This window comes from Sediminibacillus sp. JSM 1682029 (assembly GCF_041366435.1).
Classification (GTDB): domain Bacteria; phylum Bacillota; class Bacilli; order Bacillales; family Amphibacillaceae; genus Sediminibacillus; species Sediminibacillus terrae.
Genome location: NZ_JBEWYY010000001.1, coordinates 244700 through 271501 on the forward strand (window position 1 = coordinate 244700; position 26802 = coordinate 271501).

Annotated in this window: 29 protein-coding genes, 1 pseudogene and 1 riboswitch; of the genes and pseudogenes, 13 read left to right on the top strand and 17 right to left on the bottom strand. The window is 42.9% G+C overall.

Annotation, left to right across the window (positions count from 1 at the left end; genetic code table 11):
• Nucleotides 1-79: 79 nt before the first annotated feature.
• On the bottom strand, nucleotides 80-271 hold the full coding sequence (locus ABVF09_RS01220; RefSeq protein ID WP_035426735.1) for an aspartyl-phosphate phosphatase Spo0E family protein: 192 nt from the start codon (nucleotides 269-271) through the stop codon (nucleotides 80-82).
• Between the two features lie 205 nt (nucleotides 272-476).
• Here ABVF09_RS01220 and ABVF09_RS01225 point away from each other — a divergent pair, with 205 nt between their 5' ends.
• The 4 genes and pseudogenes from ABVF09_RS01225 to ABVF09_RS01240 all read left to right on the top strand — a co-directional run.
• Nucleotides 477-833 carry a PilZ domain-containing protein gene (locus ABVF09_RS01225; RefSeq protein WP_026771424.1) on the top strand — a complete coding sequence of 119 codons (357 nt, stop codon included), beginning with the start codon at nucleotides 477-479 and terminating at the stop codon, nucleotides 831-833.
• A gap of 350 nt (nucleotides 834-1183) precedes the next feature.
• Nucleotides 1184-2341, top strand: a complete 1158-nt coding sequence (locus ABVF09_RS01230; protein ID WP_153462451.1) for a zinc-ribbon domain-containing protein — start codon at nucleotides 1184-1186, stop codon at nucleotides 2339-2341.
• Between the two features lie 27 nt (nucleotides 2342-2368).
• Nucleotides 2369-3538 carry a S1C family serine protease gene (locus ABVF09_RS01235; protein ID WP_371068439.1) on the top strand — a complete coding sequence of 390 codons (1170 nt, stop codon included), beginning with the start codon at nucleotides 2369-2371 and terminating at the stop codon, nucleotides 3536-3538.
• A 298-nt stretch (nucleotides 3539-3836) separates the two neighbouring features.
• Nucleotides 3837-3917, top strand: a pseudogene (locus ABVF09_RS01240) (YjcZ family sporulation protein); the annotation flags it as partial.
• Nucleotides 3918-3987: 70 nt separating this feature from the next.
• Here ABVF09_RS01240 and ABVF09_RS01245 read toward each other — a convergent pair.
• On the bottom strand, nucleotides 3988-5256 hold the full coding sequence (locus tag ABVF09_RS01245; RefSeq protein WP_371068440.1) for a putative bifunctional diguanylate cyclase/phosphodiesterase: 1269 nt from the start codon (nucleotides 5254-5256) through the stop codon (nucleotides 3988-3990).
• A gap of 235 nt (nucleotides 5257-5491) precedes the next feature.
• On the bottom strand, nucleotides 5492-5902 hold the full coding sequence (locus tag ABVF09_RS01250; protein WP_026570533.1) for a YwpF-like family protein: 411 nt from the start codon (nucleotides 5900-5902) through the stop codon (nucleotides 5492-5494).
• Nucleotides 5903-6206: 304 nt separating this feature from the next.
• On the opposite strand from ABVF09_RS01250, the gene ABVF09_RS01255 reads away from it, so the two are divergent.
• The gene (locus tag ABVF09_RS01255; protein ID WP_153462445.1) at nucleotides 6207-6536 is read left to right on the top strand and encodes a hypothetical protein; all 330 of its coding nucleotides are present in this window, start codon (nucleotides 6207-6209) and stop codon (nucleotides 6534-6536) included.
• A 435-nt stretch (nucleotides 6537-6971) separates the two neighbouring features.
• Here ABVF09_RS01255 and ABVF09_RS01260 read toward each other — a convergent pair whose 3' ends face one another.
• The 4 genes from ABVF09_RS01260 to ABVF09_RS01275 all read right to left on the bottom strand — a co-directional run bounded on the left by ABVF09_RS01260 (nucleotide 6972) and on the right by ABVF09_RS01275 (nucleotide 10909).
• Entirely contained in the window at nucleotides 6972-8024 is a 1053-nt protein-coding gene (locus tag ABVF09_RS01260) for a DctP family TRAP transporter solute-binding subunit (RefSeq protein WP_153462443.1), read from the bottom strand.
• Nucleotides 8025-8039: 15 nt separating this feature from the next.
• Nucleotides 8040-9320 carry a TRAP transporter large permease gene (locus ABVF09_RS01265; protein ID WP_026771428.1) on the bottom strand — a complete coding sequence of 427 codons (1281 nt, stop codon included), beginning with the start codon at nucleotides 9318-9320 and terminating at the stop codon, nucleotides 8040-8042.
• Nucleotides 9317-9856 carry a TRAP transporter small permease gene (locus ABVF09_RS01270; protein WP_026570536.1) on the bottom strand — a complete coding sequence of 180 codons (540 nt, stop codon included), beginning with the start codon at nucleotides 9854-9856 and terminating at the stop codon, nucleotides 9317-9319. Before ABVF09_RS01270 ends, ABVF09_RS01265 begins: the two co-directional genes overlap by 4 nt.
• A gap of 474 nt (nucleotides 9857-10330) precedes the next feature.
• Entirely contained in the window at nucleotides 10331-10909 is a 579-nt protein-coding gene (locus ABVF09_RS01275; protein WP_371068441.1) for a class I SAM-dependent methyltransferase, read from the bottom strand.
• Nucleotides 10910-11074: 165 nt separating this feature from the next.
• Here ABVF09_RS01275 and ABVF09_RS01280 point away from each other — a divergent pair, with 165 nt between their 5' ends.
• The gene (locus ABVF09_RS01280; protein ID WP_026570538.1) at nucleotides 11075-11257 is read left to right on the top strand and encodes a hypothetical protein; all 183 of its coding nucleotides are present in this window, start codon (nucleotides 11075-11077) and stop codon (nucleotides 11255-11257) included.
• Nucleotides 11258-11528: 271 nt separating this feature from the next.
• On the opposite strand, the gene ABVF09_RS01285 is transcribed toward ABVF09_RS01280, so the two are convergent.
• A complete protein-coding gene (locus ABVF09_RS01285) occupies nucleotides 11529-11927 on the bottom strand; it encodes a hypothetical protein (protein WP_026771430.1) in 399 nt (132 codons plus the stop codon).
• A gap of 229 nt (nucleotides 11928-12156) precedes the next feature.
• Here ABVF09_RS01285 and ABVF09_RS01290 point away from each other — a divergent pair, with 229 nt between their 5' ends.
• Nucleotides 12157-12912 carry a hypothetical protein gene (locus tag ABVF09_RS01290; RefSeq protein ID WP_026771431.1) on the top strand — a complete coding sequence of 252 codons (756 nt, stop codon included), beginning with the start codon at nucleotides 12157-12159 and terminating at the stop codon, nucleotides 12910-12912.
• Between the two features lie 38 nt (nucleotides 12913-12950).
• On the opposite strand, the gene ABVF09_RS01295 is transcribed toward ABVF09_RS01290, so the two are convergent.
• Nucleotides 12951-13397 (bottom strand): hypothetical protein, encoded by a 447-nt coding sequence (locus ABVF09_RS01295; protein WP_026570541.1) that lies wholly within the window; start codon nucleotides 13395-13397, stop codon nucleotides 12951-12953.
• A 173-nt stretch (nucleotides 13398-13570) separates the two neighbouring features.
• Between ABVF09_RS01295 and ABVF09_RS01300 the strand changes: the two genes are divergently transcribed.
• The 5 genes from ABVF09_RS01300 (at nucleotide 13571) to spoVAE (ending at nucleotide 17200) form a co-directional block, all read left to right on the top strand.
• Nucleotides 13571-14575, top strand: a complete 1005-nt coding sequence (locus tag ABVF09_RS01300; RefSeq protein WP_371068442.1) for an aldo/keto reductase — start codon at nucleotides 13571-13573, stop codon at nucleotides 14573-14575.
• Nucleotides 14576-14879: 304 nt separating this feature from the next.
• Entirely contained in the window at nucleotides 14880-15353 is a 474-nt protein-coding gene (locus ABVF09_RS01305) for a YhcN/YlaJ family sporulation lipoprotein (RefSeq protein ID WP_026570543.1), read from the top strand.
• A 16-nt stretch (nucleotides 15354-15369) separates the two neighbouring features.
• Complete coding sequence (gene spoVAC / locus ABVF09_RS01310; protein WP_202616116.1) at nucleotides 15370-15834, top strand: stage V sporulation protein AC; 465 nt, start codon at nucleotides 15370-15372, stop codon at nucleotides 15832-15834.
• Nucleotides 15834-16853 (top strand): stage V sporulation protein AD, encoded by a 1020-nt coding sequence (gene spoVAD, locus ABVF09_RS01315; protein WP_026771434.1) that lies wholly within the window; start codon nucleotides 15834-15836, stop codon nucleotides 16851-16853. Before spoVAC ends, spoVAD begins: the two co-directional genes overlap by 1 nt.
• Nucleotides 16850-17200, top strand: a complete 351-nt coding sequence (spoVAE, locus tag ABVF09_RS01320) for a stage V sporulation protein AE (protein WP_026570546.1) — start codon at nucleotides 16850-16852, stop codon at nucleotides 17198-17200. The genes spoVAD and spoVAE overlap by 4 nt, the downstream gene beginning before the upstream one ends.
• 72 nt (nucleotides 17201-17272) lie before the next feature.
• Here spoVAE and ABVF09_RS01325 read toward each other — a convergent pair whose 3' ends face one another.
• The 3 genes from ABVF09_RS01325 to ABVF09_RS01335 form a co-directional block, all read right to left on the bottom strand.
• Nucleotides 17273-18268, bottom strand: coding sequence for a zinc-binding dehydrogenase (locus ABVF09_RS01325; protein WP_371068443.1), 996 nt, complete (start codon nucleotides 18266-18268; stop codon nucleotides 17273-17275).
• 139 nt (nucleotides 18269-18407) lie between these two features.
• Entirely contained in the window at nucleotides 18408-19835 is a 1428-nt protein-coding gene (locus tag ABVF09_RS01330; protein ID WP_371068444.1) for a hypothetical protein, read from the bottom strand.
• Between the two features lie 195 nt (nucleotides 19836-20030).
• Nucleotides 20031-20894 carry a DUF1028 domain-containing protein gene (locus ABVF09_RS01335; protein ID WP_152525517.1) on the bottom strand — a complete coding sequence of 288 codons (864 nt, stop codon included), beginning with the start codon at nucleotides 20892-20894 and terminating at the stop codon, nucleotides 20031-20033.
• Nucleotides 20895-21081: 187 nt separating this feature from the next.
• On the opposite strand from ABVF09_RS01335, the gene ABVF09_RS01340 reads away from it, so the two are divergent.
• Nucleotides 21082-21441: a YflT domain-containing protein gene (locus tag ABVF09_RS01340; RefSeq protein ID WP_026570550.1), complete on the top strand. Its 360-nt coding sequence runs from the start codon at nucleotides 21082-21084 to the stop codon at nucleotides 21439-21441.
• 374 nt (nucleotides 21442-21815) lie between these two features.
• On the opposite strand, the gene ABVF09_RS01345 is transcribed toward ABVF09_RS01340, so the two are convergent.
• The 5 genes from ABVF09_RS01345 to ABVF09_RS01365 form a co-directional block, all read right to left on the bottom strand.
• Nucleotides 21816-21965, bottom strand: coding sequence for a hypothetical protein (locus tag ABVF09_RS01345; RefSeq protein WP_162832882.1), 150 nt, complete (start codon nucleotides 21963-21965; stop codon nucleotides 21816-21818).
• 34 nt (nucleotides 21966-21999) lie between these two features.
• On the bottom strand, nucleotides 22000-22590 hold the full coding sequence (gene thiT / locus ABVF09_RS01350) for an energy-coupled thiamine transporter ThiT (RefSeq protein ID WP_026771439.1): 591 nt from the start codon (nucleotides 22588-22590) through the stop codon (nucleotides 22000-22002).
• A gap of 92 nt (nucleotides 22591-22682) precedes the next feature.
• Nucleotides 22683-22784, bottom strand: a riboswitch (TPP riboswitch).
• A gap of 104 nt (nucleotides 22785-22888) precedes the next feature.
• Entirely contained in the window at nucleotides 22889-23302 is a 414-nt protein-coding gene (locus tag ABVF09_RS01355; protein ID WP_371068445.1) for a universal stress protein, read from the bottom strand.
• A gap of 79 nt (nucleotides 23303-23381) precedes the next feature.
• Nucleotides 23382-24566, bottom strand: coding sequence for a cation:proton antiporter (locus tag ABVF09_RS01360; RefSeq protein ID WP_026570553.1), 1185 nt, complete (start codon nucleotides 24564-24566; stop codon nucleotides 23382-23384).
• Between the two features lie 352 nt (nucleotides 24567-24918).
• Nucleotides 24919-26712, bottom strand: a complete 1794-nt coding sequence (locus tag ABVF09_RS01365) for a M3 family oligoendopeptidase (RefSeq protein WP_371068446.1) — start codon at nucleotides 26710-26712, stop codon at nucleotides 24919-24921.
• Between the last annotated feature and the right edge of the window lie 90 nt (nucleotides 26713-26802).

The window sequence follows — 26802 nt, forward strand, 5'->3', positions numbered from 1 at the left end:
GTTACCCTCCTAACAGCTTGCTGATTTCATTCCTCCATTTGCTTTTCTGGATGTAGTTAGCTTGTCTTTCTCTGGAATCTCACTTGATCACTTGTCGGACTCGTGTATACTGATTAAGCAAACCATCGAGTTCTTGACTGATTTTCAGGGTAATGAGACTGGATAGCCCATTTGTGTTTGCCGCCTGAATCATTTGTCTTCGTTTTTCAGCAATCGATTCTTGCAAATAATGTATTTCTCTTCCCGCTATATTCCCCTTCAACGTTCCCAAGACCTTTCACTTTTTCTTTTTTTGAACCTACATGATTATGTCAGAGGAACTAGGATAAGTAAAGGGAATCGCAAAATTAGACAAAATTTTATAACAATTTATGATAAAATAAAAAGATAGGCAGATATTTCGACAATATCACCTATCCACGTAAAACATTATTATAGACCAGATTCAAGGTACTATTTTCCTGGGAGGATTACAGATGTACTATAAACGCAACGAGGCATACCGGTATACGTTTGCCTCTCCTATAAACGGGAAGATAAAAATTCTCACCGAAAACGAAAAAACGATCCACCACACTTCCGTTCTCGACGTCAGCATGAATGGCATCAGGGTTAAACAGGGGCAAGCTTGTCCCCTAAAAAAAGGAGATATGGTACAAGTTACTTTCCAATTAATGAAAACAGATTGTCAGGCTGTCGGAACAGTCGTTTGGGAAAAACGCCATTACAATCATCATATTTTCGGTATAAAACTGAACGATGATGAAGATTACCAGAAGCATATCACCCGTCTGCTGAAACAACTGGTCAAAACTCCCCATACAGGTGATTGACATGCAAAACCTCCCATTTTAAAACGGGAGGTTTTATCGCTTAAGCTTCCTTTAACTGTTATCAAATATGCAGTATCCGATATTCAAAAGAAGAATTCCGACTGAAACGATTGCCAAAGCAGTACTTATCATCCTCTACACCTCCGATTCTATTGTAATCAATAGTTTCCTATCCGGCAACATCTCCATCAAACTTTGCTGAATTGCCTGTCTTTCTTGATTATTTTTCCCCCATAACCCAAAAATTTATTAACAAATAATGGGTACGGATGTTGCCCGGATTGTGGTAAACTATTCTTTGGGACTCGCGACATAAAACTAGTTTCCCAGAAAAGAAAGCGGGTGTGCTAATGCTTTATTGCCCATATTGTGGAAGCAAAACGAACGATGACGAACTGTTTTGTATTCAATGCGGAAAAAAATTACCGGAGGATCGCTATGATCGTGTTGCAGAACCGACGATCAGCAAACGGATTTGGTATTTACCGGTCGCCTCCTTCATTATCACTATAGTGGCTGTCGGTTTTGGCTATTTTTATTTACAGCATCAGTCTCATCAGGCCAAGGAAGCATTTAAGGCTGGTGAAGAAAAAGCCTTGGATGGTGCATACGACGAAGCGCTCGTCCATTTTAAAACAGCTCTTCGGGAAAAAGAGAATTTCCCTGCTGCCCTTGAAAATAAATCATTTATGGAGGTTGCCCTCCAATCAAAGCTGGACTTAAAACAAGCAGCAGATTATGCATCAGAGGAAAACTACCAAAAATCTCTGGAAAAGATAGATGAAGCAGAAAATAATTTAAAGGTCTACGACGGAGAAGCAGTCGATGTCATTATAGACGAAGTCGTTGAAAAACGAAGTGAAATACAGCTTAATCAATTACAAGAAGCGATGGAAAAAGATCCCTCGATTGAAAAGTTGAAAACATTATTATGGCAAGCAAAGGCGATCAATAGTGAAGAAGCGGAAAACATCTCCGCAAGCATAGAAGAACAAATCATTTCTTACATTTTCTCGACGGCGAATGAACAGTTGTCCCAAAAACAATTCACCGACGCAAGGGATGTCGTGGAAGAAGGGCTGAATTATGTTCCCGATTCAGACAAACTGCAAAGCTTGCAAACCACTATAGAAAAAGAAAAAACAGCCTTCGAAACAGAACAGCAAAACCGAATCGAACAAGCGGTTACCGCTGCAGAAAAAGAACAGGATCAAAATAAAAATGACGCCGTCGAAATGACCGAGGTGTCCATTTCCAAGGATGAACAAGGAAATGCCGTAGTCAGTGGTAAACTGAAAAGTATCGCCACGGTCCCGGTTTATTCCATATCGGTTGATTATAAGATTCTCGATCCAGATGGCGATGAGTTGTTGACCAATGAAGTATATGTATATCCGGATACCCTCTACCCAGGAGAGGAAGGCAAGTTTGAGTTCACTCATTTTGATACCAAAGCAAAGGATACTTCCAATGTAGAAATCGAGAAAGTAAAATGGTTCCTCGACTAATGACTTACAGAAAGACGGAGTGAGATAATGAAAAACAGAAAATTTATACTTCCGGTTCTTTTAACCGTTTTGTTTCTATTTATCGGAGCGGCAGGAGTGTTTCTGATGTACCAAAAGTGGGATGGACGATCACTGGAATTGAAAAACACGCTTGCTCACCAAGTTGAAGAACAGCAGGACACAGTGAATTTAAAATCGATTATTCACCAATCACAAAAAAACGTCGTCCAGGTAGAAGCGTTGGATAAATGGAATGAAAAAATCGGTTCCGGATTTTTATATAATGACAAAGGCGATATCATAACCAACGCCCATGTGGTCGAAGAAGCCGAAACGATCTATGTCAAAACCGCAAATGCTCAAACTTACACTGCAGCCTTGGTGGGAAAAGGGGATAACCTCGATATCGCTGTCATTCGTGTTCCTCAACTCGCCAATCAGTCTCCAGCGATTCTCGACACTAGTTTCGAGGCTGAACTGGGAGATGAAATTCTTGCTGTCGGCAGTCCACTAGGCTTTCAAAACTCTGTTACATTGGGAATAATTTCCGGGCTGAATCGTTCCTTTGAAATTGATGGTTTTGATTATGAGAATGCTTATCAAATCTCTGCACAAATCAATCACGGAAACAGCGGCGGTCCCCTCATAAATCGCGCTTCCGGTAAAGTGATTGCCGTCAATTCTGCCGGAATGGATGATGGAAGTATGGGATTCAGCATCCCGATGGAGCAAGTGATCGACCAAGCAAAACAATGGTCAGAACAAGCAGACGAAAAGAATCTGGATTACGAAAGTGCTATTGCCAACGCTCAAGAATTGGATCCAGATAAGTTAAAAGAAGACGCTAAATATATGATCAACTATTTTTTCGAAAGTATCTCCATCCGTGATTTCATCAATGCATATACCCTGCTCGGCAGTGACTGGCAAACGGAAACGAGCTACCAGCAATTCCGTGAGGATTACATCTATATCGTGGATACCAAGACATCGGAAATGGATATCCAATTTAACGAAGATAACAACCGTGCAGAAGTAAACATGGAAGTGAAGCATGAAGAGCGCAGCAGCCCTGATAAAGTTTTTACAAGAGTTTACCATTACCGTTTTGAAGCAGGATATGAAAACGATCAAGTCCGGCTGCTGAAAGGAAAGCGTGAACTGATCAACGAAGAAGAAAAAAACAGTGAAGAATGAAATACCGACGACTTTCCACTAATGGAAGAGTCGGCTGGATGACCAACAATCAGAAAAGGACTGCTTCCAAAGGTTGAGGTGTATGGTGAAACAGTCCTTTTTCCGCAATAAGCTTTTCCCTTGTCCCTCCCGCCCAATTCCTGCTTTACTTTCTTTCTAATAGGCATACGTCCATACAAACCATCCGCACTTTCCATATAGTAAATTGTAAACATTCAGGAGGTGAGTATGTATGTCCTTTGGTTACCCTTATGGTGGAGGTTACTGCGGCGGAGGCAACGTCGGCGGCTATTATGGCGGCGGCTATGGTAACTCCTTTGCTTTGATCGTAGTTCTCTTCATTTTACTCATCATCGTTGGTGCAGCTTTCTACTGCTAATTGAACCTCATTCAACCATCTAACAAAAACAGCCCCCCGGTCGTCGGGGGGTTTGTTTGATTTTATCCCTTCACTGTGCTTGCAAAAGCAACTCGCTTGCTTCCTTGAGGGGAAGTGGTTTATAAAAATAATAACCTTGCACCTCATCACAATTTTCCTTTTCCAGGAAAACAAGCTGTTCCTTTGTTTCCACACCTTCCGCTATCACTTTCATTTCCATGGAATGGGACATGCTGATAATTGATTTTACAATTGCCTGGTTATGTTGTACTTCTTGTTTCATGAACATTTTATCAATTTTCAACTTACTGATTGGAAATACGCTCAAGTATCTCAAAGAGGAATAGCCCGTACCAAAGTCGTCGATGGAAAGGTGAACACCTAGATCTTTCAACTGCATGAGATTTTCCAATACCTCATTGTTTTGGAAAATTGCCGCACTCTCTGTGATTTCAAGCTCCAAATACGCAGCAGAAAGACCGGTTTCAGCCAGTATTCCTTTCACCTTTTCTGCCATCCCGGGTTGTTGTAACTGCTTTGCTGATAAATTGACGCCGATAAGTCCGCGGTAAGTTCCACTACTATGCCATTGTTTATTTCGTCTGCATGCTTCCCGTAAAACCCATTCGCCCAATTCAATCATCATTCCGCTGCTTTCAGCCAATGGTATGAAGTGATCTGGCGGGATATAGCCTTCATCGGGATGTTTCCATCTTAATAAAGCCTCACATCCGACAATCCCTCCCGTTTTTATGTCTTTCTGCGGCTGGTAATGGAGTTCGAATTGATTTGCTTTTAATGCTTTTCTCAAAGAAAACTCCAGGTTGAATGTGTCCTTCCATGTAGTGAGGATATCCGGACTGAAAAAGTGAAAATTACTTCCCGGTTTCTCTTTTATTAACGTCCATGCCATCTCCGCTCCTTTGATCAACTCGGTTCGGGACTTTCCTTGATCAAAATCCTGGCAAATACCCAAACTCACAGTCAAAAAAATTTCCGTTCCATTCATCAAGAAAGGTTCAGAAAATCCTTCGATGACCTTGCGGGCCAGTTGTTCAGCCGCCTTCTTACTAGGGAGACCATGAACATGAAGTAACAACCCTTCGCCTCCCTCTGTCACCACTATTTCTGAACAAAAATGATGAATCCTGTCAGCACATTTCCTGAGAAAACCTGTCTCATTCTTTACATTATATGTATGAAAAATCTGTCTTAAAGAATCCAAACCAATATAAAAAACAGTTAGAGATCGATCAACGGTCTTGCCAGCTTTGTGTGAAAATTGGTGTTTTGTCGGAAATCGCAGATACTCCTTTTCTTCTTCTGGTTTGTTTACCATAGTGACAGGCCCCCTCAAGTTCATGATTCATTCCAGGCTACTATCTGTCCCCTCGAAGGAACGTTGACTGTGTGCTGCAAATAACGGAAAGGTCTTGAGTCCGATCATTCCAAGGAAGACAGCCAGCAGACGACTTTTGAAAAATTCCAAAAAATGAGCCGGGACAGCTCACGTAAGGATCGGATCAAAGCGCACCGGCCGTTTTCACCAACAGCCGGCGTTGCCGGGACAGTTTTCACACCCTGTCTTTAAATTCATCAAGCAATTCGTCTCCCTGATAACCTTCTTCTATCAATGTTTTTAATGTACGCTCTATCTCTCCCTTTTTACGGTCGACAAGGGTGCTCAAAAACAGCACATTGATATGTTCACCAATTGTGTTGATATCGGTTATAGAAGCCATGAAAGTAGCCGGCTGGTTACTTTCTTTGGTAATCTTCCCCTGTAACATCACTTGTTCATTCTCTTCTTTTAATGCATGGAAATACGACTCATAAGACTTGTCCAAATAAGCTTCGAGCAGCCAACGGTTTTGGTCATCTTCCCGGTTGATGATCAACCCGTCAAGCAAAGGAATGTTCCGTGGACGGATTTCCTCATGTTGATCTTCCAGCACGTCAAGAGAAATTAGTTTAAATGTTTTCATGATTTCCTCCTAACCAATTTGATCGGACCTGCAATATGTGAAGGCTGCTTGTTTCTATAACCAGCCAATTTCTTACTCCATTGTACCAAAAACTGCTGCGTTTCTATATTAAACTAACTGCTGTGATTGTTGTTTGCCTATCTTAATATTTATCGATTCTTCGGGTTTTATCCTTGCAGCACGGGGGTATCTATATACCAACATGAAAAACTTAGTGACCGGCTGGCTTGTTTACTTTGTTACTTATAAGTTCTGCGTGATTAGATAGACAGATCAGACAACAAAAATCGGAGAGGTGATGACCTTGAAAGAAATTACATCCTATCAAGTAGATTTAACTTATCAATTGACAACACATGAAATAATGAACCTGTATCGTTATGTTTCAAAAAGTGCTTATGACGTATATTTATACCAAAACGGGCAGGTGGCCGATGCGGGAAACTTTCCGAAAATGCTTTCTTTTTTCCTGGTAGCTTCAAGTAAAAAGCCGTTGGTAATCGTCATTGATGGTGAAAAACCGGACGAAGGGTATCAACATATCAAGCAACTGTTGAACAAAAATATGAAACAAGCAAAAATCAGAAATCGACATAAAGCAGAAGTAGACAATGACATTTCCTTTGTCATTTAAGTAACTTGCTGATAACTTCTTATCAAGAAGTTTATCATATATAATCATCCTTTTCTCCATCTTTACTCGACAAAATCCGACTCAAACGGATTTTGTCTTTTTTATTGGCCGATTTGGCCTGACTCTAAACACGTGATGCGAGTTATGCTTTTTGTGTAAAAAACGGCACTCTTTTTTCCGAAACGGGATCGTACCTTCGACTGCAGAAAGCGAATGATCGTACTGTAAGCAAACGTCCTTTTTCCTGCTTTCACCGTTAAAGTATGAGCACGTTTGATATAGTCGGGAGGCGGCTCCACATTTCTTGCTTCTTCAAGAGTTTCAAAAGTGCGGGGCTTTATTGTAGCTTTGGATGATACTCGATGTTGCCTCCCTTGTGCATAGCAGAATAGCCAGACCGGTGATTCCCATTTCGGGACCAGTCTGGCTATTGTGTCATTTGCTGTTTTTTTCTGCTTCCTCTATCTCCTTCTCCAATTTTGTGATGATTTCTTCCGCATCTCCACCGACTTGATCGATATATTGTTGTCTGACCGGCTTACTCGCTTCACGAAAAGCCTGTCTTTGCTCATCGGTCAATTCGGTGATTTCAATATCACTATTCTTTTCAACTTGTTCTAACGCCTGTTTATTGGTTTCTTCTTGAATCGCAAAGGCCTTCTCCTTCATCTCCGCAACCGTTTCGTCAATCATCTTCCTTACATTCTCAGGAAGTCCTTCGTACAAATCCGGGTTGACCGCTGTGGTGGTCGTATATAGAGAATGTTTAGACATAGTCAGGTACTGCTGCACCTCATAAAATTTCATTTGTTCTATCGCAAACATAGGATTTGTCTGACCTTCGATCATGTTCAACTGCAACCCGCTGTACACCTGTTCATAAGGTACAGGAGTCGGATTTGCCCCATACTGCTCATAAGAAGAAACAATTAACGGAGATGGCATGGTCCGAAATTTCACTCCTGAAAAATCTTCTGGCTGTTCTATTTTAGATTGGGTCGTCCATTGATTGAATCCTTCTGTCCAGTAGGATAATACTTTTATTTTCTTTTCCTCAAATGCATCTGCCAATGGACCATATAGAGCCTCGCTGTTATTCATGATTTGTTTGTTTATTTCCATGTCGTCAGAGAAAAGAAAATGCAGCAGCATCACTTGTGATTCAGGGACGATCGTACCGATATTGCCCGGTGAAATAACTGCAAAGTCAATGGCGCCTATTTGAAGCAGTTCAGCCTGTGTAGTAGCATTACCCAGCTGTCCTACCGGATAGATCTCTATTTTGATGTTTCCGTCGGATTTTTCTTCGATGATTTTTTTGAACTCTTCTACGTAGGTATTCTGGACGGAATCCGGTGATTCTTCATGAGCAAAACGGAACACATACTCCGGAGCATCCTTTCCTCTTGTCGTTTCCGCCCCTCCGGAACCACAAGCAGTCAACAAGAGCAAAATGGAAATCGACATCAATAAAGCTAATTTTCTCATCCTATCACCTTCTCTCTAGTCCGAATAAAAGTATTGGTAAGATGTAATGATTTCCGGAAATAAAATAAACAGAGCAGAAGCTGCCACTAAAATAAGTATATACGGCCAGATCCCCTTGATTATTTCTTTATATGGCTGCTGAAAAACGGCTATTGCCGTAAAGATGTCTACTCCGAACGGAGGGGTCGCCGAACCGATTGCAGCCTGCAAGGTTACGATGATTCCGAGTGCTATCGGGTCAACACCTGCATCCATCGCCACTGGATAGAAAATCGGAGTCAAAATCAAAATGACGACCAGAGGATCGACGAACATACAACCGACAAAGAAAAAGACAGCAACAATGAAAAGTACATATGTCGCAGAAGGATCACTTCCCAATACAGCCTCCGTTATTTCCTGGGGCAGTTTTGCATAGGACAAAATCCAGCTAAGCGCAGTTCCTGCCGCCACCAATATAAATACTGCAGCAGTAACAATGGCAGTCGATTCTGCTATTTTGGGCAATTCACTTAGTTTTACGTCGCGGTATATCACCACTTCCAACAAGAAAGCATATAAAACAGATACAGCAGCAGCTTCCGTCGGACTGAATATCCCCAAATATATTCCGCCGATAATGACAATCGGGAAACCTAATGGCAATATTGCCTTTTTAAAAGCCCTGCCTCGCTGTTTCCACGTCGCCTTCCTTTCATTACCCAATTTTTTAGCCGTTGCCAAAAAGTAACTATAAAGGGCAAAGAACAAGAAAATGATCAAACCAGGTACAATGCCGGCAATAAATAATTCACCTACAGAAGTTCCGGTAACCACCCCATAGACGATCATCGCTATACTTGGCGGGATCATGAGAGCAAGATCGCTCGCATTGATAATAAGCGGGATGGCTTGTTTATCTTTATAACCGATTTCTTTCAGTCTTTCTCTTGTCGGCTTTCCTACAGCAACGACCGTTGCCTGGGTAGAACCAGAGATGGAACCGAACAGAGCGCAGGCGGCAGCAGTCGTGATAGCATAACCACCGCGGATATGTCCAATAAAACTTCCTACAAGATCCAAAAGCCTGGTAGACGTTTTCCCTGAAGACATAATATCAGCTGCAAATATGAACATAGGAACAGCCAAAAGCACAAATGTCTGGATTCCGATGGAGAACTGCTGAATCAGAACCATTGGATTTAATTCAGGAAAAAATATCAAGGCAACTACCAGCGGGGCCGCAATTAACGGTACCATTATCGGGTAACCCAGGAACAAAAGCAGAAACATTATTCCCAATAGCATCCAAATCATGTTGTTTCATCTGCCTCCTTTCTCCCCCATTGGGGGTCTTCCGTACCATCGATCATTTCGTCTTTATACTTGTAATTCAGCCAGCACTCCCTTAAATACTGCAGACCGCTGAACAGAAATCCGATGGGGATAAACAATGTTATCAAATACACCGGAAAACGGAGTGCCGCGGTTACTCTCCCCAACTGGTATAAGGTGATGGTATAGTCTAAAGAAATGTAACATAAGTAAAAAAGCAAGAGGGAGGTTGTGAATGTAATGATCAGTACGAGAATTTTGCGGATTTTAAAAGGCAAAAATTCTACAATTGCCGTCATTTTCAAATGCCTTCCTCTTCTCGCACAATAGCTTAGTCCGATAAAGGTCACGATGATGATAAAAAATTGTCCAACCTCTTCAGCAAAGGTCAGGCTATTTCCCAACATCCGGGCGAATACATTGGCCAACAGTATAATGGTCATCCCGAATATCGCCGAGGTAATAATCCATTTTTCTATCCCAGCCTGAATTTTGTCTATCCTTCTAAACAGATTCATCCTGATCATCCTTTCATTCTTAAGGCCCGGTACTAATAAATACCTGCTTGCGGAAACAAGTAAACTTCCGATTTGCCAAGAAAGCAGGAAAATGGTCATACTCGCTTGCCTGCTACTGCTTATAAAAGGAATAGCCCGGGCCAGCTGGAAAAGAGCCCCTTCCACTAAGCCGCCGGGACGGATTCCTATCTCCCTCAACTACCTGAAGGAATTGATTTTGTGCTGTAAAATCCGATATAAAAATAAAAGACCAGCTGAATTCAACTGGTCGAATATCCACTATTCTATTGTTTGCATTTTATGCTTTCTCTGTTCCAATTCGATTTCCACTTCATAAATTCGTTCCCCCGCTTCTTATAAGTTACTTTCATTATAAAAAGCGGGATGCTTTTTCAAAACGCTATCCAGATGGATTTTGTTTCAGACTCCTGCCCTAGTTTATCTCCGACTGTCAATACAAATTCCGACCTTTTTTCAGATCTGTTTTTCTTTTTCCGCCACCAAGTAATAAATGTTGCTGTTTAAATTCCCCTTCTCGATGTTAAATCCAGTCTTTTCCAACTTTTCCTGAAGGGCTTCTTTAGGAAGACGTACATCCATGGGTGGACCTTCTTCATGATCCGACTTCTCCCATTCTATGATGAGCAGCCTTCCCTCTTCACTGATGACCCGATGGATTTCCTGCAAAGCTTTTTCCAGTTCATCCACTTCATAGAAGACAAATGCAGCGACGCCTCTCTGGAATGAATTATCAGGAAAGTTCAAATAATCGATTCCGCTTGGCATTCTGTCTATATTCTCGAGGCCTTGATCAACAGCTCGATCAGCCAGTTGTACGAGCATTTCCTCTTGGACATCGACCGCAACGACCCGGTCATCGGTTTGTTTTGCTATAGGTATAGTCAAGTAACCATTACCAGCCCCTAAATCAATCACTTTTTCATTTCCCTGCAAACCCAGCAGGTCGATGACTTGATTGATCGGAACCAATTCCTCTCTTTCGGGATTCAGTAATTGATCTGCTTTTTGATAGGAAAATAATTCTCCTGCCATGTTTATCCCCTTTCGCTGATAAGTATACAGGTATGTAGCCTTTTATTTCGTTTTTCAAACACGCTTGGCTTACAAGAAAATGCCGGAAAATTGTGAAATAGGCCGATTAGAAAACAAAAAATAGGGAAAATATAGAAATACCATTCACGAGAGGAGAATACTGTAATGACATGGATTTTTTTACTTATCATACTCGCCTTTGTTATCGGTGTCATTGTATATTTTAAAACAAACGGTAAAAAGAAGAACAGTACTACAGATTTGACGACGGAAGAGTTGGAAGCATTCAATGAGGATTACATCAAACATGGAGCCGAACACGAAACGGATGAAGCCGAAAAATTGTAAAAAGCATTGATGTAGCTTGGACAAAAGCATTGATGTAGCTTGGACAAAAGCATGATGGCTAAAAAAACCGAACGTCATTCGATGGTAAGCACTCGAAGTCGTTCGGTCTTAGTTACGCAATACTATCAAGGAGTGTCCCTGAAAAGCGAAGCACCTTGCCTGGGGCAGATATTTGTCACCTTTGATTGGAAAGAGGATTCTTTTCTATATTCCTATCCAGTTGGTTTTTCACAATTGGATTTTATGGTGTTCCAACTTGAGGTGTTAGGCATTACAGACCTTTTTGTTTGTTTACTTTTTCTTCGATATAAAAACACAAGTCTCCAATCGTTTGAAATTGCTGGAATTCCTTTCCGGCCTGGACGTCCCGCTCATAAACATTCGACAAGTCCCAATAACGCATCAATTCATCGTACGCCTGTCTGAATTTGTTTTTGTCACCTGCAAACATGATGGACAAGTCAGCTTCTGTAGTCAAGAAGTCACTGGCATCGACGCTTTCTTTATCCGCATATTTATAGACATACTTTACGACGATCAAATAAATTTCGTATACAATTCCCTTCGATTGGGCAGTATCTTTCATTCTTTTCTTGGTTCTTTTTTGGTCAAAGTCAATTAAGTCACCCATTGTCAGCACCTTCCCTGCCAATAAATATGTTTTACTCATTTCTATTAACAACCACCTTAAAATACTCTTACCACTTTTTAAAAATTAGAAACTCTTTCCTTATTGATGTGTATGAAGGTCAGTTCCCTTTCTCCCCACACCGGAGTGGAAGTAAATAATTTCTCTGCATTCAGCCTGAAGAAAAGAGGACCATATTTCTAACTCTTTCCAAGAAACTTTCTGTATAATGATAATAAAGCATTAAAATGATGGGCAGGAGTTGACACTTATGCGTGCAGGTTTGCTGTTTTTGATGGGGTTACTATTCGTTATGGCGGTTAGTGCATGTTCAAATAATGATTCTCAACCGGTGGTGGTCAAATCGGAAGAACAAACGGATGCAACAGAAAAAAAGCCTGTCTTAGTAGAAAAAGACACGGAAGAAAACGATGATATATCAGGGCAAGAGGAAATGCTCCTTGAATTCACCTTGCCGAACGAACAAGTCGTGATTGATTTAAACCAAGTTACGATTTTGAAGCACTATTTATCGGCCGTTGCAGACAGAGAAGCAGAAATAGAGGATATGGCATTAACGAGAGTAGATATTCCGGATAAAGATACAATTTACCTTTTGGAGTTTTCCTGCAGAGCAGATGCTTGCTCTTACCTCCTCCTGAATCAGCAGGAAGAAGGCGGTTCTTACCTTGCCGCGGATTTAGCGATGTTTAAATCCGCTTCTATATCGCCTGAAAATGATCTTCTGCTCCTGCTTTTCAACAGAAAAGAGCCTGGCTTGGAAACAGAGCTCACTAAAGACAAAATGGTGATCGTCGACTTGGAACAAATGAGCAGGCAAAGGACACTGATGGATAGTGGCGAACCGTTTAAAAATGAATATCACTGGCCGGTTCTGTCGGCAACCTGGAAAAACAACCAAGTATTGTCCGTCACGATACCAGCTATATCGGATACCGAAGAATCACTTGAAAACTGGTACCAATCCGACCAACCGACAAAATCAATAGAATTGACCATTGAATGAGGGAAAATGAATGATGGAAAATTCCGACTTTTCCATCATCACTGAAAAATCATTTCTTTATGAGCTTTGATGTTTTTGCGTTCACCGTCAACGTAAAATTCACAATCCATATACAAAGTATGACTTCCTTTTTTTAAAGGGTTGAATGTTTTTGCTTCCTGGGGATGATATACATCTCCAGGGTTCAATTCTTTGGTAACGGGACTGCCTGTGAAATTTTTCGTGTCGTGATTGACACGGAGAGATATCAAAGGCGTTCGGTGGGACAAAACAATTGGTTCATCCCCAATATATTCAAGCGATCTTAGTACTTGAAAGCCATCTTCATTTTTTTCAACCTGGACGTGCATAATAAAATCCTCCATTTGCTCGCTAACCTGTACAGGTTCAGCCAGCTTTGCACTGGAAGTTTCCACAAACCAGTAGGCTGCCGCTCCCCCAATAACAGCTAATGCTGAACAAATCATCAGCAATTTTTTTACCATCTTTCTCCCCCTCCATATTTCTTTAAGCGACCTTTATGTATTACCTTTCTCCTATATTATAGACGAAGACACTGTGGAAAAAGTTTCATATTGCCGACAATTTTTTTAAGATTGAATGACAGAAATAACGGGAATCGAATTATCAGTGCCCATTATAAATGGAGGTGGAAATCATGGAAAATATGACAATGAAACAAACCAATATAGAAACAAGTAGAATTGGATTGGGAACATGGGCTATTGGAGGTTTTCAATGGGGTGGCACGGATGAACAGGAAGCGCAAAAAACCATTCATGCTGCCTTGGACAAAGGAATAAAGCTGATTGATACAGCGCCGGGTTATGGTTTTGGAAAAGCGGAAGAGATAATTGGAAAGGCGCTACACTCCTCCTCCCTCAATCGTTCCGAGATTACCCTTTCTTCTAAAACGGGGCTCAATTGGAACGAAAAAGACGGATTGTTCCGCGATTCCACGAAGGCCTTTATTCATCAAGATATCGAACGGACCCTGCGCAATCTTCAAACCGACTATGTCGACGTATACCATGTCCACTGGCCGGATACGCTGACCCCGTTTTATGAAACAGCAGAAGCTTTGAATTATTTATATAAAGAAGGGAAAATCCGTGCGATCGGGCTTAGTAATTTTAGTACAGAGCAAATGGATATTTTCCGGGAAGCTGCACCTATACACGCTATCCAAGTACCACATAATTTGTTTGAAAGAAATAGCGAAAATGAACTCTTGCCCTATGCGGAAGAAAAAGAGCTGACCGCATTTCTGTACAGCTCGCTGACCAGGGGGCTTTTATCGGGGAATATCACCAAGGACAGCCAGTTTTCCGAAGGAGATATCCGTCGCGATACGGATCCGAAATTTCAATCCCCACGGTTCGAACAATACTTGAAGGCAGTCAAAGAATTAGATGAATTAGCCCAAGACAGATTTAATAAAAATGTGCTTGAATTGGCTCTTCGCTGGAACCTTCAACAGCCTGGGTCCACCATTTCATTATGGGGAGCCCGACATCCAGAACAACTAGCTCCGTTAGATAATCTTTGGGATTTCTTTATCGATGATGAAACGATGAGGGATATAGATGAAATTCTGATGCGGACAGTGAAGACACCGATAGGGATTGATTTTATGGCTCCACCAAACAAACAGGATTTATAAGAACAACGCCCAACATGGCTCTCCAAAAGTGGCTGGGCCAAAAACATAGGGACCTAAGCAGAACCGAACGAAATGGAATCGTTCGGTTTTTGCTTGGCGGCCGTGCTTTTAACCAGACTTTCACCATACTTCCTCTACCCTATACTATACATCCACTGCCATTTCCTCTGATTACTTTATTGAAAAAAATATCCCTCAGGTAATTTATAGAAAGTATATTTGCCTGCAAGAGGTTCATGCTAAGACAGCAGGAAATTCATTGCCAGCTTTTGCTTTTCACACTTACAAATCACAGGTGATGCATATGAAACAAATACGGAAAAAAGCTTTTCTGCCAGCTTTGTTGCTGATCTCCCTTTCAGTGACAGGCTGTGCAAATAATGAGGATGGACGCAGTGCCAGCGATAATCCCGATTACGATTTAACGCAAGTAAGCAATAAATCAGAGATAAGCCAGGAAATAGCCAACCAAGCAAAAAGGACCATTTTAAAGAAACAAGAAGTGATTGGAGCAAGGGCAGTCAATACATCTGATCAGCTGCTAGTTGCCATAGAAATCCGGCAAATGGATCGCTTTCGGCTTAAAAAATTGGAAAAGAACATCACATCGGACTTGGAAAAGAAATTCAAGGATAAAAAGGTCACCGTTTCTACCGATAAGAAAATTTACTTAGAACTCGATGAGCTGGAAAGCCGATTGCAAACAAAAGATGTATCCGAGCAAAAGTTAGACAAAGAAACCAACCGAATCAAGAAATTGATTTCAGATGAAGCATAAAGAACGAGGGATGACAATGACATCTAACAAACAAACAAATCAAGAATACAAACAGTTCGCCAAACAACGGGAAACGAAGCGGCCTATCCTTAAAAATTGCATCCGCGCATTTCTTGTCGGTGGTCTGATTTGCACATTCGGTCAATTGATATCCACTTTTTATATTCATTTTTTCCATTTTACTGAGCAGAATGTGGGAAACCCTACAGTGGCAACGCTAATCTTTTTTACTATGCTGCTGACTGGGTTCGGCCTATATGATAAGCTTGCCCAATTTGCAGGAGCTGGTTCTGCTGTTCCGGTGACTGGGTTCGGCAATGCAGTGATATCGGCAGCAATTGAACATCGAGCGGAAGGATTCGTCCTCGGGGTCGGCGGCAATATGTTTAAGCTTGCCGGGTCTGTCATTCTCTTTGGTGTGTTTTCTGCTTTTGTCATTGCGCTGATTAAAACATTACTCATTCAATGGGGGGTATTATGATGCTGACTGGTCAACAAACTTGGACGTTCGCCAACAAACCGGTAATAATATCGACAGGGACCGTCGGCGGACCATTCGAGGCAGAGGGCAACATAGCAGAAGACTTTGACCTGCTTCATCCCGACTTATATATGGAACAAGATTCTTTCGAAAAAGCCCACAAAGTATTACTCGAAAAAGCGAGTCAGCAAGCAATCGACAAAGCGGGATTGACCAAAGAACAAATTCAATTTTTTCTCGCTGGTGATTTGATCAATCAAATCACGCCGACAAGTTTTTCCGCGAAAACACTGGGCACCCCTTATCTCGGACTTTTTGGAGCTTGCTCTACTTCTATGGCAGGACTAGCCCTCAGTGCATTCTTAGTGAATGCCAGCGGAGCAAATTATGTGTTGACCGGGGCTTCCAGTCACAATGCTGCCGTTGAAAAACAATTCCGCTACCCCACTGAATATGGGGGACAAAAACCGCCGACAGCCCAATGGACAGTGACAGGCGCGGGAACTGCTTTACTGAGCAACTCTGGACAGGGACCGGTTGTCACTTCTGCGACTATCGGCAAAGTAATCGATATGGGTCTGAATGATCCATTCAATATGGGCGGGGCGATGGCACCTGCAGCAGTGGATACAATTGAAGCACATCTCAACGATCTCAATCTTGAACCGTCTTATTATGATCTAATCATCACCGGTGATTTAGGAAAGATTGGACGTAAAATTTCATTGGACCTCTTTGAAAAGAATGGGACCAACATCCCTGATGAAAACTATGTCGATTGCGGCCTGACCATTTATAGAAAAGAACAGCATGTCAATGCTGGCGCCAGCGGTGCCGGATGTTCTGCGGTCGTTACGTACGGCCACTTCTTAAATCGGATGAAAAGAGGCGAATTGAACCGTATATTGGTTGTCGCCACCGGGGCCTTGTTGTCGCCTTTAACTACCCAGCAGAAAGAGTCCATCCCGTGTATTGCACACGCTGTGGCAATTGAATCTGGAGGTGAAACAACGCCATGATGTTTTTTTGGGCATTCGTCGTTGGAGGTCTTATTTGCGTAATCGGACAGTTGATGTTCGACATTCTTAAACTGACTCCCGGCCATACACTTAGTATTTTGGTAGTAATTGGAGCACTGCTGGACGGCTTTGGCCTTTACGAGCCACTTATCGACTTTGCAGGCGCCGGCGCTACAGTACCTATCACCAGTTTCGGCAATTCACTGGTCCACGGTGCCATGCAGGAGGCAGATCAGCATGGTTTGATCGGAGTGGTCACGGGGATGTTCGAAATGACCAGCTCCGGTATCACTTCCGCGATTATTTTCGGCATGATCGGTGCCATTTTATTCAAACCAAAAGGTTGAGCGGCTGTCATTGAGAATTTATCATAAAAAAGCCCCATTCCTTGGAAATTCCCAGGAACGGGGCTCGTTTGTTCAGGAGATGTTTCCTCCTTCAATGCTAAGCGCTACTTTGCCGAACTGCTTTGCTTCCAGCAAATAATTGAATGCTGCACTTGTTTCCTCCAAAGCGAAGATTTTTCCTACTACCGGACGAATCTTGTGTTCTTCCATGAATTGCAGCATAGCACGCAACTCTTCTCTGCTTCCCATTGTGGAGCCGAACAATTGGTATTGACCGTAAAAAAACTTGCGTATGTTGATCGTGATTTCGTCTTCGGTCGTAGCTCCAAAACTGACCAGCCTTCCACCTTTTTTCAAAATATCCAATGACCGGTTGAAAGTAGCTCTTCCGACACTGTCAATCACCAGGTCAATTTGTTCTTCTGCTAAAACTTCTTGCCAGTCACTGTTAGTGTCGATAGCCTTGTCAGCACCTAGTTCGCGAGCTTTTTCCCGCTTTTTTTCGCTTCTGGAAGAGACAATGACACGAGCACCCATGGCTTTCGCGAATTGGATTAAAAAGGTTGCAACTCCGCTACCGGCACCGGGAATGAACAAGGTTTGACCTGGCTGGATGTTTCCTTTGGTCACCAAGGCCCGGTAACCTGTCAAACCTGACAAAGCGAGTACTCCCGCTTCCTCCCATGTCAGGAAAGCGGGCTTTTTTTCAACATGGTCAGCTGCTATCACAATATATTCAGCAAATGTCCCATCATCAGGCATCCCTAAGATTTCAAAACCTGCAGGAGGGGCATCGCTATTATGATACCACCCTAACCCCGGATTGAGGATCACCTCGTCCCCTTCCTCGAAAGCGGTGACACCTGCACCGGTTTCGACAATTGTCCCGGCACCATCCGAACCCAGCACTAAAGGCTCAGGCTGGCTGCCTCTTCTCTTTGGAATATTCAGGTCCCGATGATTCAAACCAGCCACTTTCAGCTTGATTTTAACCATCCCTTTTCCGGTTACAGGTTCCTTTATTTCTCTAAAAGCAATCGTGTCGCCTTGATGGACAAAAGCTTTCATCCAACCATCCTTTCCCTCAAAGATTATGTACAGTTTTTTTCTTATGGTATCACATCCCCCTCCACTTCAGGAAACATTTCGTTCACTAGTGAACAGAGGGACTGTCCCCCTCCATCCGGACTGCCCCTCTGATAAAATGTCAAAATATAAATAGCGAAAGCAATGTGGATATAAATAAGCCTGCCATTACAGGCAAAAAGTTTTTACGTACCAGTTCCATGACAGGCACTCCGCAAAATCCGGCTATGGCCACCAATGAAGACCAGGCGATGATTGTTCCTCCCCCAGTCCAGATCGATCCCATTTGACCGATCGCTGCAAGGACAGATGGATCAACTGTTCCATCCGCCAAAGCACCAGACAACGCCCCTGTCAATGGCAATCCTGAAAATCCAGATCCATCCAGTCCTGTAATGATTCCGATGAGCAAAATGCTGAACGCTGCCAATATCGAGCTTTCTGGCAGATATGCTTGAAAAGACTGGACTAAATCAAACAGCAGCCCAGGCGCTTTATCTGTCTCGACGGAAAGTATGGCACTGGCAAAATCGGCACTTCCGAGAAAGAAAAAACCCGCAATCGGAATAACAGGCCCCATTGCTTTGAATGCAAAAACAAATCCATTGGTAATATGTTCACTAATGTAATCGAGGGCACGGTGCTTGCCAAATGCCACGGTCGACAAGAGCAACAATACCACAGCGACTCCACCGATAAAGGCAGCACCGTCTCCTCCCTCGAATCCTCCCATTCTTCCGGAATTCAGCTTTGTCGATACCATATATATCATGACAGCCAACATGGACAATGGAACAATTACAGCAAAAAATTTCCCCACCAACGGGACATTCTGTTTCCCCTCTATCGATTGATCTTGTTCTTCCACCCCTCTCATCATGCTCAGTTCCTTCTCATTTCTGGGATCATCCTGCGAACGAATGTGCCGGCGGTTGACAAAATAAGCAATAGATATAGCGATCAGCCCGGTTATCAAAGATAAAATAAGCCCTTTCTCCAATACGTCTGCTGTTTCCACACCAGCAGATGCGGCAGATAATCCTGGCGCGACTTGAATCACATAATCGGAAGACAACGCCATTCCTTGCCCGGCAAGAGCCACAGCCACTGCTGCCACTGCTGCAGGAAGTCCGGCACGGATGGCTGCCGGAACGAGGAGTGCGCAAATAAGCGGAACAGCCGGAGTGGGCCAAAAGAATAATGAAATAACGTAAGTCACACCGACTAATACAAAATAAGCTAAATGTCCGTTGACCATCACCCGTTGAATCGGCTGAATCATCCGTCTGTCGGCATCCAAGTCTTTTAATGATTGAAGCAGCGCGACCATAAAAGTGATAATCAAAAAGATATTGAACAATTCTTTAGCCGCTACAAGGTTGGCGTTGAAAATAGCAGTAAACCCACCGATAAGACTCCCTTTATAAACCCAGGCAACTAGAAAGGTACCCAGCAGTGTCGGCAGTACCACGCCCTTCCGAAAAATCATGGTAAGGATGATTAAAAATGTAAAAAAACCGTACAACCAATGGGAAAAAGTCAACTCCATAGCAAGGAACCCCCTTCAACTGGTACTGCTTGTGTGAGTGCTATAGCCTATGCAACGGGAGTACACAGAGTTCCGTTCCTCGAAAAGCATTCTTGGAGGATTCCTTGGACTTCTTCTTGAAACAAGGAAAAACACAAAACCGCCCCTATAAAAAACGCCTTAGCCCAACCTGGCTAAGACGACTAAAGATTAAAGCTACTGCTTATTTAAAAACTCCAATACTTCTTTATCTATCTTCCCTGTTTCTAATTCCCTTTCCTCGAAATTCTCGGTATGGAGGTACTCCGTCAAGCGCTTCTGAAGTTCTTCATCGGAGACTCCTTCGCTCCTTATATAACCCTTGCCTATTAAGCCAGAAATCACCTGCTGCTTTACAGTTCCCTCAAGCGGAAGGATATTGTCCGGTTTGGTCTCTCCAAAATAAAGCTGTTGGAGCTGATAAAGACGCGCGATTTCCTCAATCGGCTCCGGATGGTCGTCAACCCGTAAATCGACAAGCCTGTCATTCAAACCGCCATACCCACCTTTTTCTTTTACAACATACAGTGCCGCCGACTGTTTTCCTCTGCTGTCTCCACCAGCTTCTTGTGCCGCTTGCAGACATGCCAGCAAACGTTCAGCCAGATTCCCCTCCGTTTGTTCGAAGGTTCTCGCCATTTGGGCAACAGTTGCCTCATTTACAAGGATGTTCCCCTGGGCTGCGAAGTTTCGGCCATGGATTCCACCTGCCCAATCATAACATTGCTTCCCAGTGAAAGTAGCGCTGTTTCCCTTTGCGTCCACTATTCCGACCTGACGTTCTTCCCTCTGCGGGTCATCTTTGATCAACTGTTCGATAACTTCTTCTGGTGCATAACCTTTTTCAAGGAGCTCAAGCCCCCGCGGGCCGTATGAAGGATTGGCAAATGCCTGGGTAGCGACTGCTCCCGCCCCTGCCCTCGCCCAGGGGACGACAGCTCCTACCGCAATAAACTTTGATTGAACAGCAATCCCGTGTTCTCCTGTATCCGGATCCACTCCGACAATCGAAAAAGTTGCTACTATTTTTTTATTTTCCATCCTCATCCTCCCCTTAATGACTTGTAATTATTTTAGAGCATCCCTCCCTTAACAACAATGTTTTTACTTGAAAATTGACTCTTTTCTGATACCGGGCAACGAATTAAGCCCCCCCATCCAAGTGTTTCGTTCTATGCAGGACGGGTATTTTACTAATGAAATGGAAAATAAAAAAGGAGGACTTTCAATGTCACCATTTATCCGCAAATATACGAATGACGAACAGTTGCAACAGGATGTAAACAAGCTAAGTCAAAAGGGCATTGATAAAGATAACGTTTATGTTCTGGCACATGACAGTGACCGTACGAAACGCGTTGCAGATAATGCTGACGCCAACACCATCGGATTGAACGAAATGAATCTAAAGAGCGCCGTAGGTAATATGTTCAATAAAAAAGGAGACGAGCTTCGTACCAAGCTGAAAGAAGTTGGTTTGTCGGATGTGGAAGCCAACAATTATGAGGAAGAGTTAGATGAAGGAAAAGTTTTGCTAGTGGTCACCAATACAGATAATGTCGAACAATTATTAACCGAAACTCTGTAAGAGGTGGAAGCAAAACTGGAATGCCAGGGTAGGCAGAATCCTAAAAAAAGCGGTCTGTATGGGAGTTCACTCCATTCAGACCGCTTTTCGCGTAATTTCAAAAGGTTTTAGTGAGGGCTGCAGGAAGGACTCGAGCGAAAATTCACTTGGTCATGTGACCTTCTTGACATAGTCAGCTATGGCCGCCCCTGCGGCAAGCATCCGCTGACAGGCAACTTGTGAAATCCCCCGACAAACGCCGAAAACAAAAAGGACGTTTTTCAGTTCCCTCCTGTTGCGGCAGCCCCTTTTTATCTTGGCTTCCTTACGGAAAAAGAAACCGCAAGTCCGAGAAGCTTTAATCATTACATCCAATCCATGTACTTAAAACATATTCATCTTTTCGTTGATGCTTCTTCCGATTCGGCTTGTTCACTACAAACAATGCAAAGCAGTTTCCCCTCATGGAGAACACCATCAAAAAAACCATCTTTACAGTAAACAGCATCATCACAACGATTACAATTGCCGATAAGTTCCTTCATTAAGAATCCCGCCTTCCTTTTACTTCCCCTATACTCATTTTCCTTGCGACCCAGACCTTGCTTCTGCCAATCTTGGCTGTTTGTAGAACAAAAAGGAAATGACAATCGAACTCAAAATAAATGCCGGAAGCATGTAAGATCCATTATATACAGCGGAATAAAGCCAAATCGGTTGTCCTTCGGGTGCGTTTTCCGAAAAGAAGAAAACTCCCGCCAACAAGTGACCCAAAAAGCGTCCAGTGCATCCCAAAAGCACTCCAAGTACAATATACACAATAAATGCTGAATTTTTTCCAGCTTTCAATGATTCTTGTACTTTTGCAGATACCACTCCTGCCGTTCCGAGAGCTGTAAATGCAAAACCGTATTCAATCAATCCCTGTAAAGGTGTAAGAATATAAGCTGTACCGGTCACGACTTGAAAAGCCCCGAACAATAGGCCGCTTAACAATCCGCCTTTTACTCCCCATCGGAAAGCAACAAGGAATACTGGTATCATGGCAAATGAGACAGAGCCGCCTTGCGGCCAGATTTTGAACGACAAGAAAGGAATAATATCAAGTACGAGCGCCATAGCAGACATAATGGCTACCTCGACCAAAAATAGTGTTTGCCTTGATTCCATAGTGCCCACCCCCTTCATTTTGGTTAACGACAACAAAAAAGCAATGCGGGGGAAGCTTCCTGATGGAAATACCCGTTGCATTGCTTCATTGCCATCAAAAAAGCCGCCATCCCTACGCTAGCATCACCTAACAGGTTCAAAGGGTCTGGACAACTACGTCCACTCTCAGCCAGTTGGCTCCCCCTGAAGGCTTCGGCACCATTTTTTTGTTAAACAAAGTATAACGAAAACTGCCCTGTACTGCAAAAATCCGGCGCGAATAGAAAGTCGTGCCAAGCGGTAGTATCAATGCTTATCGTCAAACTGGAATGACAGTCACTGGTACAGTCGACTTTTGCAGGACTTTATAAGTGATGCTTCCTAGCTTTTTCTTTGGTTTTCTAGGAGCTAGAAAAATTCCCTTTATAGCTTTCCCTTTGGCCTCTTCACATATTTCCACTGCAGGGATTCCCCAGCGCGTTTTACATACAACCTCCACCAGCCCCTTTGTCCTCTTTTCTGCCCGATCCAGGATTTTGCCGGATGTTTCCTTTTTGTAGTTTTCCAACTTCTTTATCCCGACTTTTGATTGCGCATACTGGGTATGGACTTTCGGCTGGACGTTCAACAATTGGATTCCATATCCACTTGCAAGCGCCGCTTCTACAGCATGGTCGACTGCGGATAGACATTGCTCACTGTCATCGACTGGCACCAAATAAATTTTCTGCATGGGCGTTCACCTCTATTGCAGTCTATTCAATTAAGAAAAGAAAGGCACCATCTGTCGAGAAAAAATGTTCACAAGCTGATTATTTTTCTTTTTCTTTTGTCAGTGGATAGACGCCGACACTTTGAATGACTAATGACAACAATATGGCGGCGAAAGTCAATGAAACTAGAACATTATCTTTATCCACCCCAGCTTCTAATCCCAGCAATAGGGCGACCGACATCGTCCCTTTTATCCCGGACCAAGTAATCAAACCAACGTCCCCTGCACTGAATTTTTTTCTCCAGGCAGGAACGACGCTCGTAAAACCAGCCAGTACAAGGAAACGGACAACAAGCGATAAAACAAAAATGATAAAAGCAAGGATCCAGCCTGGAAATGCAAGATAATCTGCCGCATCAATGCCAATAAGCAAGAAAATGAGCGCTAACACAGACGGCTCAACAATGGTCCAAAATCCGTCAAGTGATTCATGGAAATAGTCTTCTTTTTCCGTTTTACCGAATTCCCAGGAGAGCATGATCCCAGCAGTGACAGTTGCCAAGACACCAGAAACCCCGATTTTTTCTGCAATATGGAAGCTGCCGTACGCGACGATAATACTGAGCATAACCTGGTATTGTTTATGATGTGTATAATGGACGGCCCTGCTGAGAAGCCAGCCAAAAATGATCCCCAGGATGATTCCGCCTGCAGACACGAGTAAAAATTCACCTAAGAAGGAACCGATCGAGAACGATTCTCCACTTTTATACATGGTCAAAAGTACCGAGTAGACAACGATGCTTGTTCCATCGTTAACCATCGATTCACCTTCTACAATATCGGCAATTTTTTCATTTCCCGTTGATTGCTTCAATATGGAAACGACCGAGACAGGATCAGTCGGTGTCAGGATTGCCGCAATTAAAAGCGCTCCTAACAGGGAAATTTGAAGGAAAGGTCCACTGATAAAATAGATGGCGACTCCCAGAAGTCCAGCAGTCGCCATTAGGCCTACAGTAGTAAGCGAAGCAATGATCCATTTATTTTTCTTTAACGAATCAAGCGAAAACTGGTATGCGGAAGTGAACAACAAGGCTGGTAAAAAAACGTTGAAAATAATCTCTTTCGTTATTTTGAGAGAATCGAAGTAAGAAATAAACGATAGCACGATTCCTAAAAGTACCAACACCATCGGCACCGGAAAATACTTCTGTTTTTTGTCGATGGAAAAAACGATATAACCTATAAATAATAGCAAAACGATCTGATGCGCTAACATGACCGAGACTCCCTTCTACAACATTCATTTCTATTCTTTAGCCTTAAAGCAAGCAGCTTAAACTGGCAGTATATACATATCTTTTTCTGCCGCCTTTAAACTGCATCCTCGAAAACCGTATCGTATCCTCCATCAAGCAATGTTGAATGAAGCGAAATTTTCCATAGAGAGAAGAGACCGGGATATTATCGTGTGAAGCGAAGTACCCTGCCGGAGTGAGATTTGCTTCATTTGCTAGTCACTCAGTGCATTGCCATGCTTTTTAAAATATAAAAACCGAACGAATTGTAATCGTTCGGTTTTCGTTTTGACCGCCGTGCTTTTGACCCATTTCCACTGTATTGACAAGTCTTCATCGCTCGGTCAGCTTTAAGAATTCTTCCACATCGTCTCTGCACAATTGAATGGCCTTCTCCCAAAACTCCATTCTGTCCAAGTGGACATCCAAATGTTTTTTAGCCAATTCCTCCACGGTCATACGTCCAGTGTCCCTTAAAAGTGCCACATATTTGTCCTCGAATCCTTGTTCAGTTTCCAATGCATCGGCATAAATGCCTAGGCTGAACAGATAGCCGAATGTGTAAGGAAAGTTGTAAAAAGGGACATCGGTAATATGAAAATGTAGTTTAGATGCCCAGAAAGTCGGATCATATCCGTACAACGCATTACAATACGCATCCTTTTGTGCTTTTTTCATCAATTGATTCAGACGTTCAGCGGAAACAAGACCTTTTTTCCGTTCCTCATAAAATTGGGTTTCAAACAGGAAACGGGCATGGATATTCATGAAAAACGCCACACTACGTTGTATTTTATCATCCAGTAATGAGATTTTTTCTTCTTTTGTTTCGGCGTTTTTCACAGCGGCATCAGCTACAATCATTTCTGCGAAAGTAGAAGCTGTTTCGGCTACATTCATTGCATAGTCTTGATTCAAAATTTCTATATCGTTCATCACGAACTGGTGATATCCGTGTCCCAGCTCATGAGCCAATGTTGCTACATTGGAAGGAGTACCTGAATAAGTCATAAAGATACGCGTTTCCTGACTAACGGGAAAACTTGTACAAAAACCTCCCGGACGTTTACCAGGACGATTTTCTGCTTCAATCCAGCGTTCATCGAAGGCCATTTGGGCAAATTCTGCCATCCCGGTGCTGAAGCGGCTGAATTGCTCGATGATGATCCTTGCAGCATCATCGTAATCGATCGTCTTGTTATTCTCCCCTACTGGGGCATCGAGGTCAAACCAGCTCAATTTTTCAAGTCCGAGCAATTCAGCTTTTCGTTTGAGGTAAGATACAAAAGGGGTTTTGTTATTGGATATTGCCTCCCACATCGCATTTAGTGTTTTCTCGCTCATCCGGTTATACTGGACTGGTTCTTTCAAAACATTTTCCCAATGCCGATGTTTGTATGTCTGAAGGCGAAAACCAGCTAGATGATTGATCGTTTCGCTGAACAAATCCGTTTGCTCCAGCCATGCCTTTTCCAGCTTGTCAAAAGCGGACTTACGTTCGTTTCGATTGGAACTGCTCAATAAGTTAGCCGCCTGTCCGATGGATAACCGTTCTTTTTTTCCGTCTTCTTCCCAATCTATTCCCATTTTCGCCACAATGGCATCATACATTTCACCCCAAGCATGATAACCATCTACCGCCAGATCGTTCAAAAGTATTTCCTGTTCGACCGGCAGTTTGTCCATCGCTTTTCGCCGCCTTTCATCAAGAATGAAGGAGAACGGTGAGAGTGTCGGTTGTTGAAGGAGGCCGTTCCATACATCTGAATCAATTTGTACAAATTTACGATCCAGTATCGTTAAATTCGCAGCATATGCTGCACTGAGTTCGCTTCTTTTACCTACGAGCAGTTTTGCCTTATAGTCATGTACATCCTCAGCCGTCAGGCAACTGACAAATGCCGACACCTCCCCTACTTGTTTGGATACTTTTTCCAATAAGCTTATCATGCTTTCCATGTAAGCCACATCTTCAGGCTCTTCAGGCAACGGAAACCCTTTCACTTGCTGGGAAAGCTGCTGTAAATCCGTTTCCAAAACGGATATGTAGTTTTGAAGCTCGGCCGATTCACTTCCTCCCGGAAAAATAGATTCCAAATCCCAGCGCGGATTATATCTACTATTCATCCAACACCACTCCTTTTTCTCTAGCAAAATAGCAAGAAAGAGGGAGGACAGCACACTCCCTCTTATTTCTACTTGTTATTTCCCTATTTT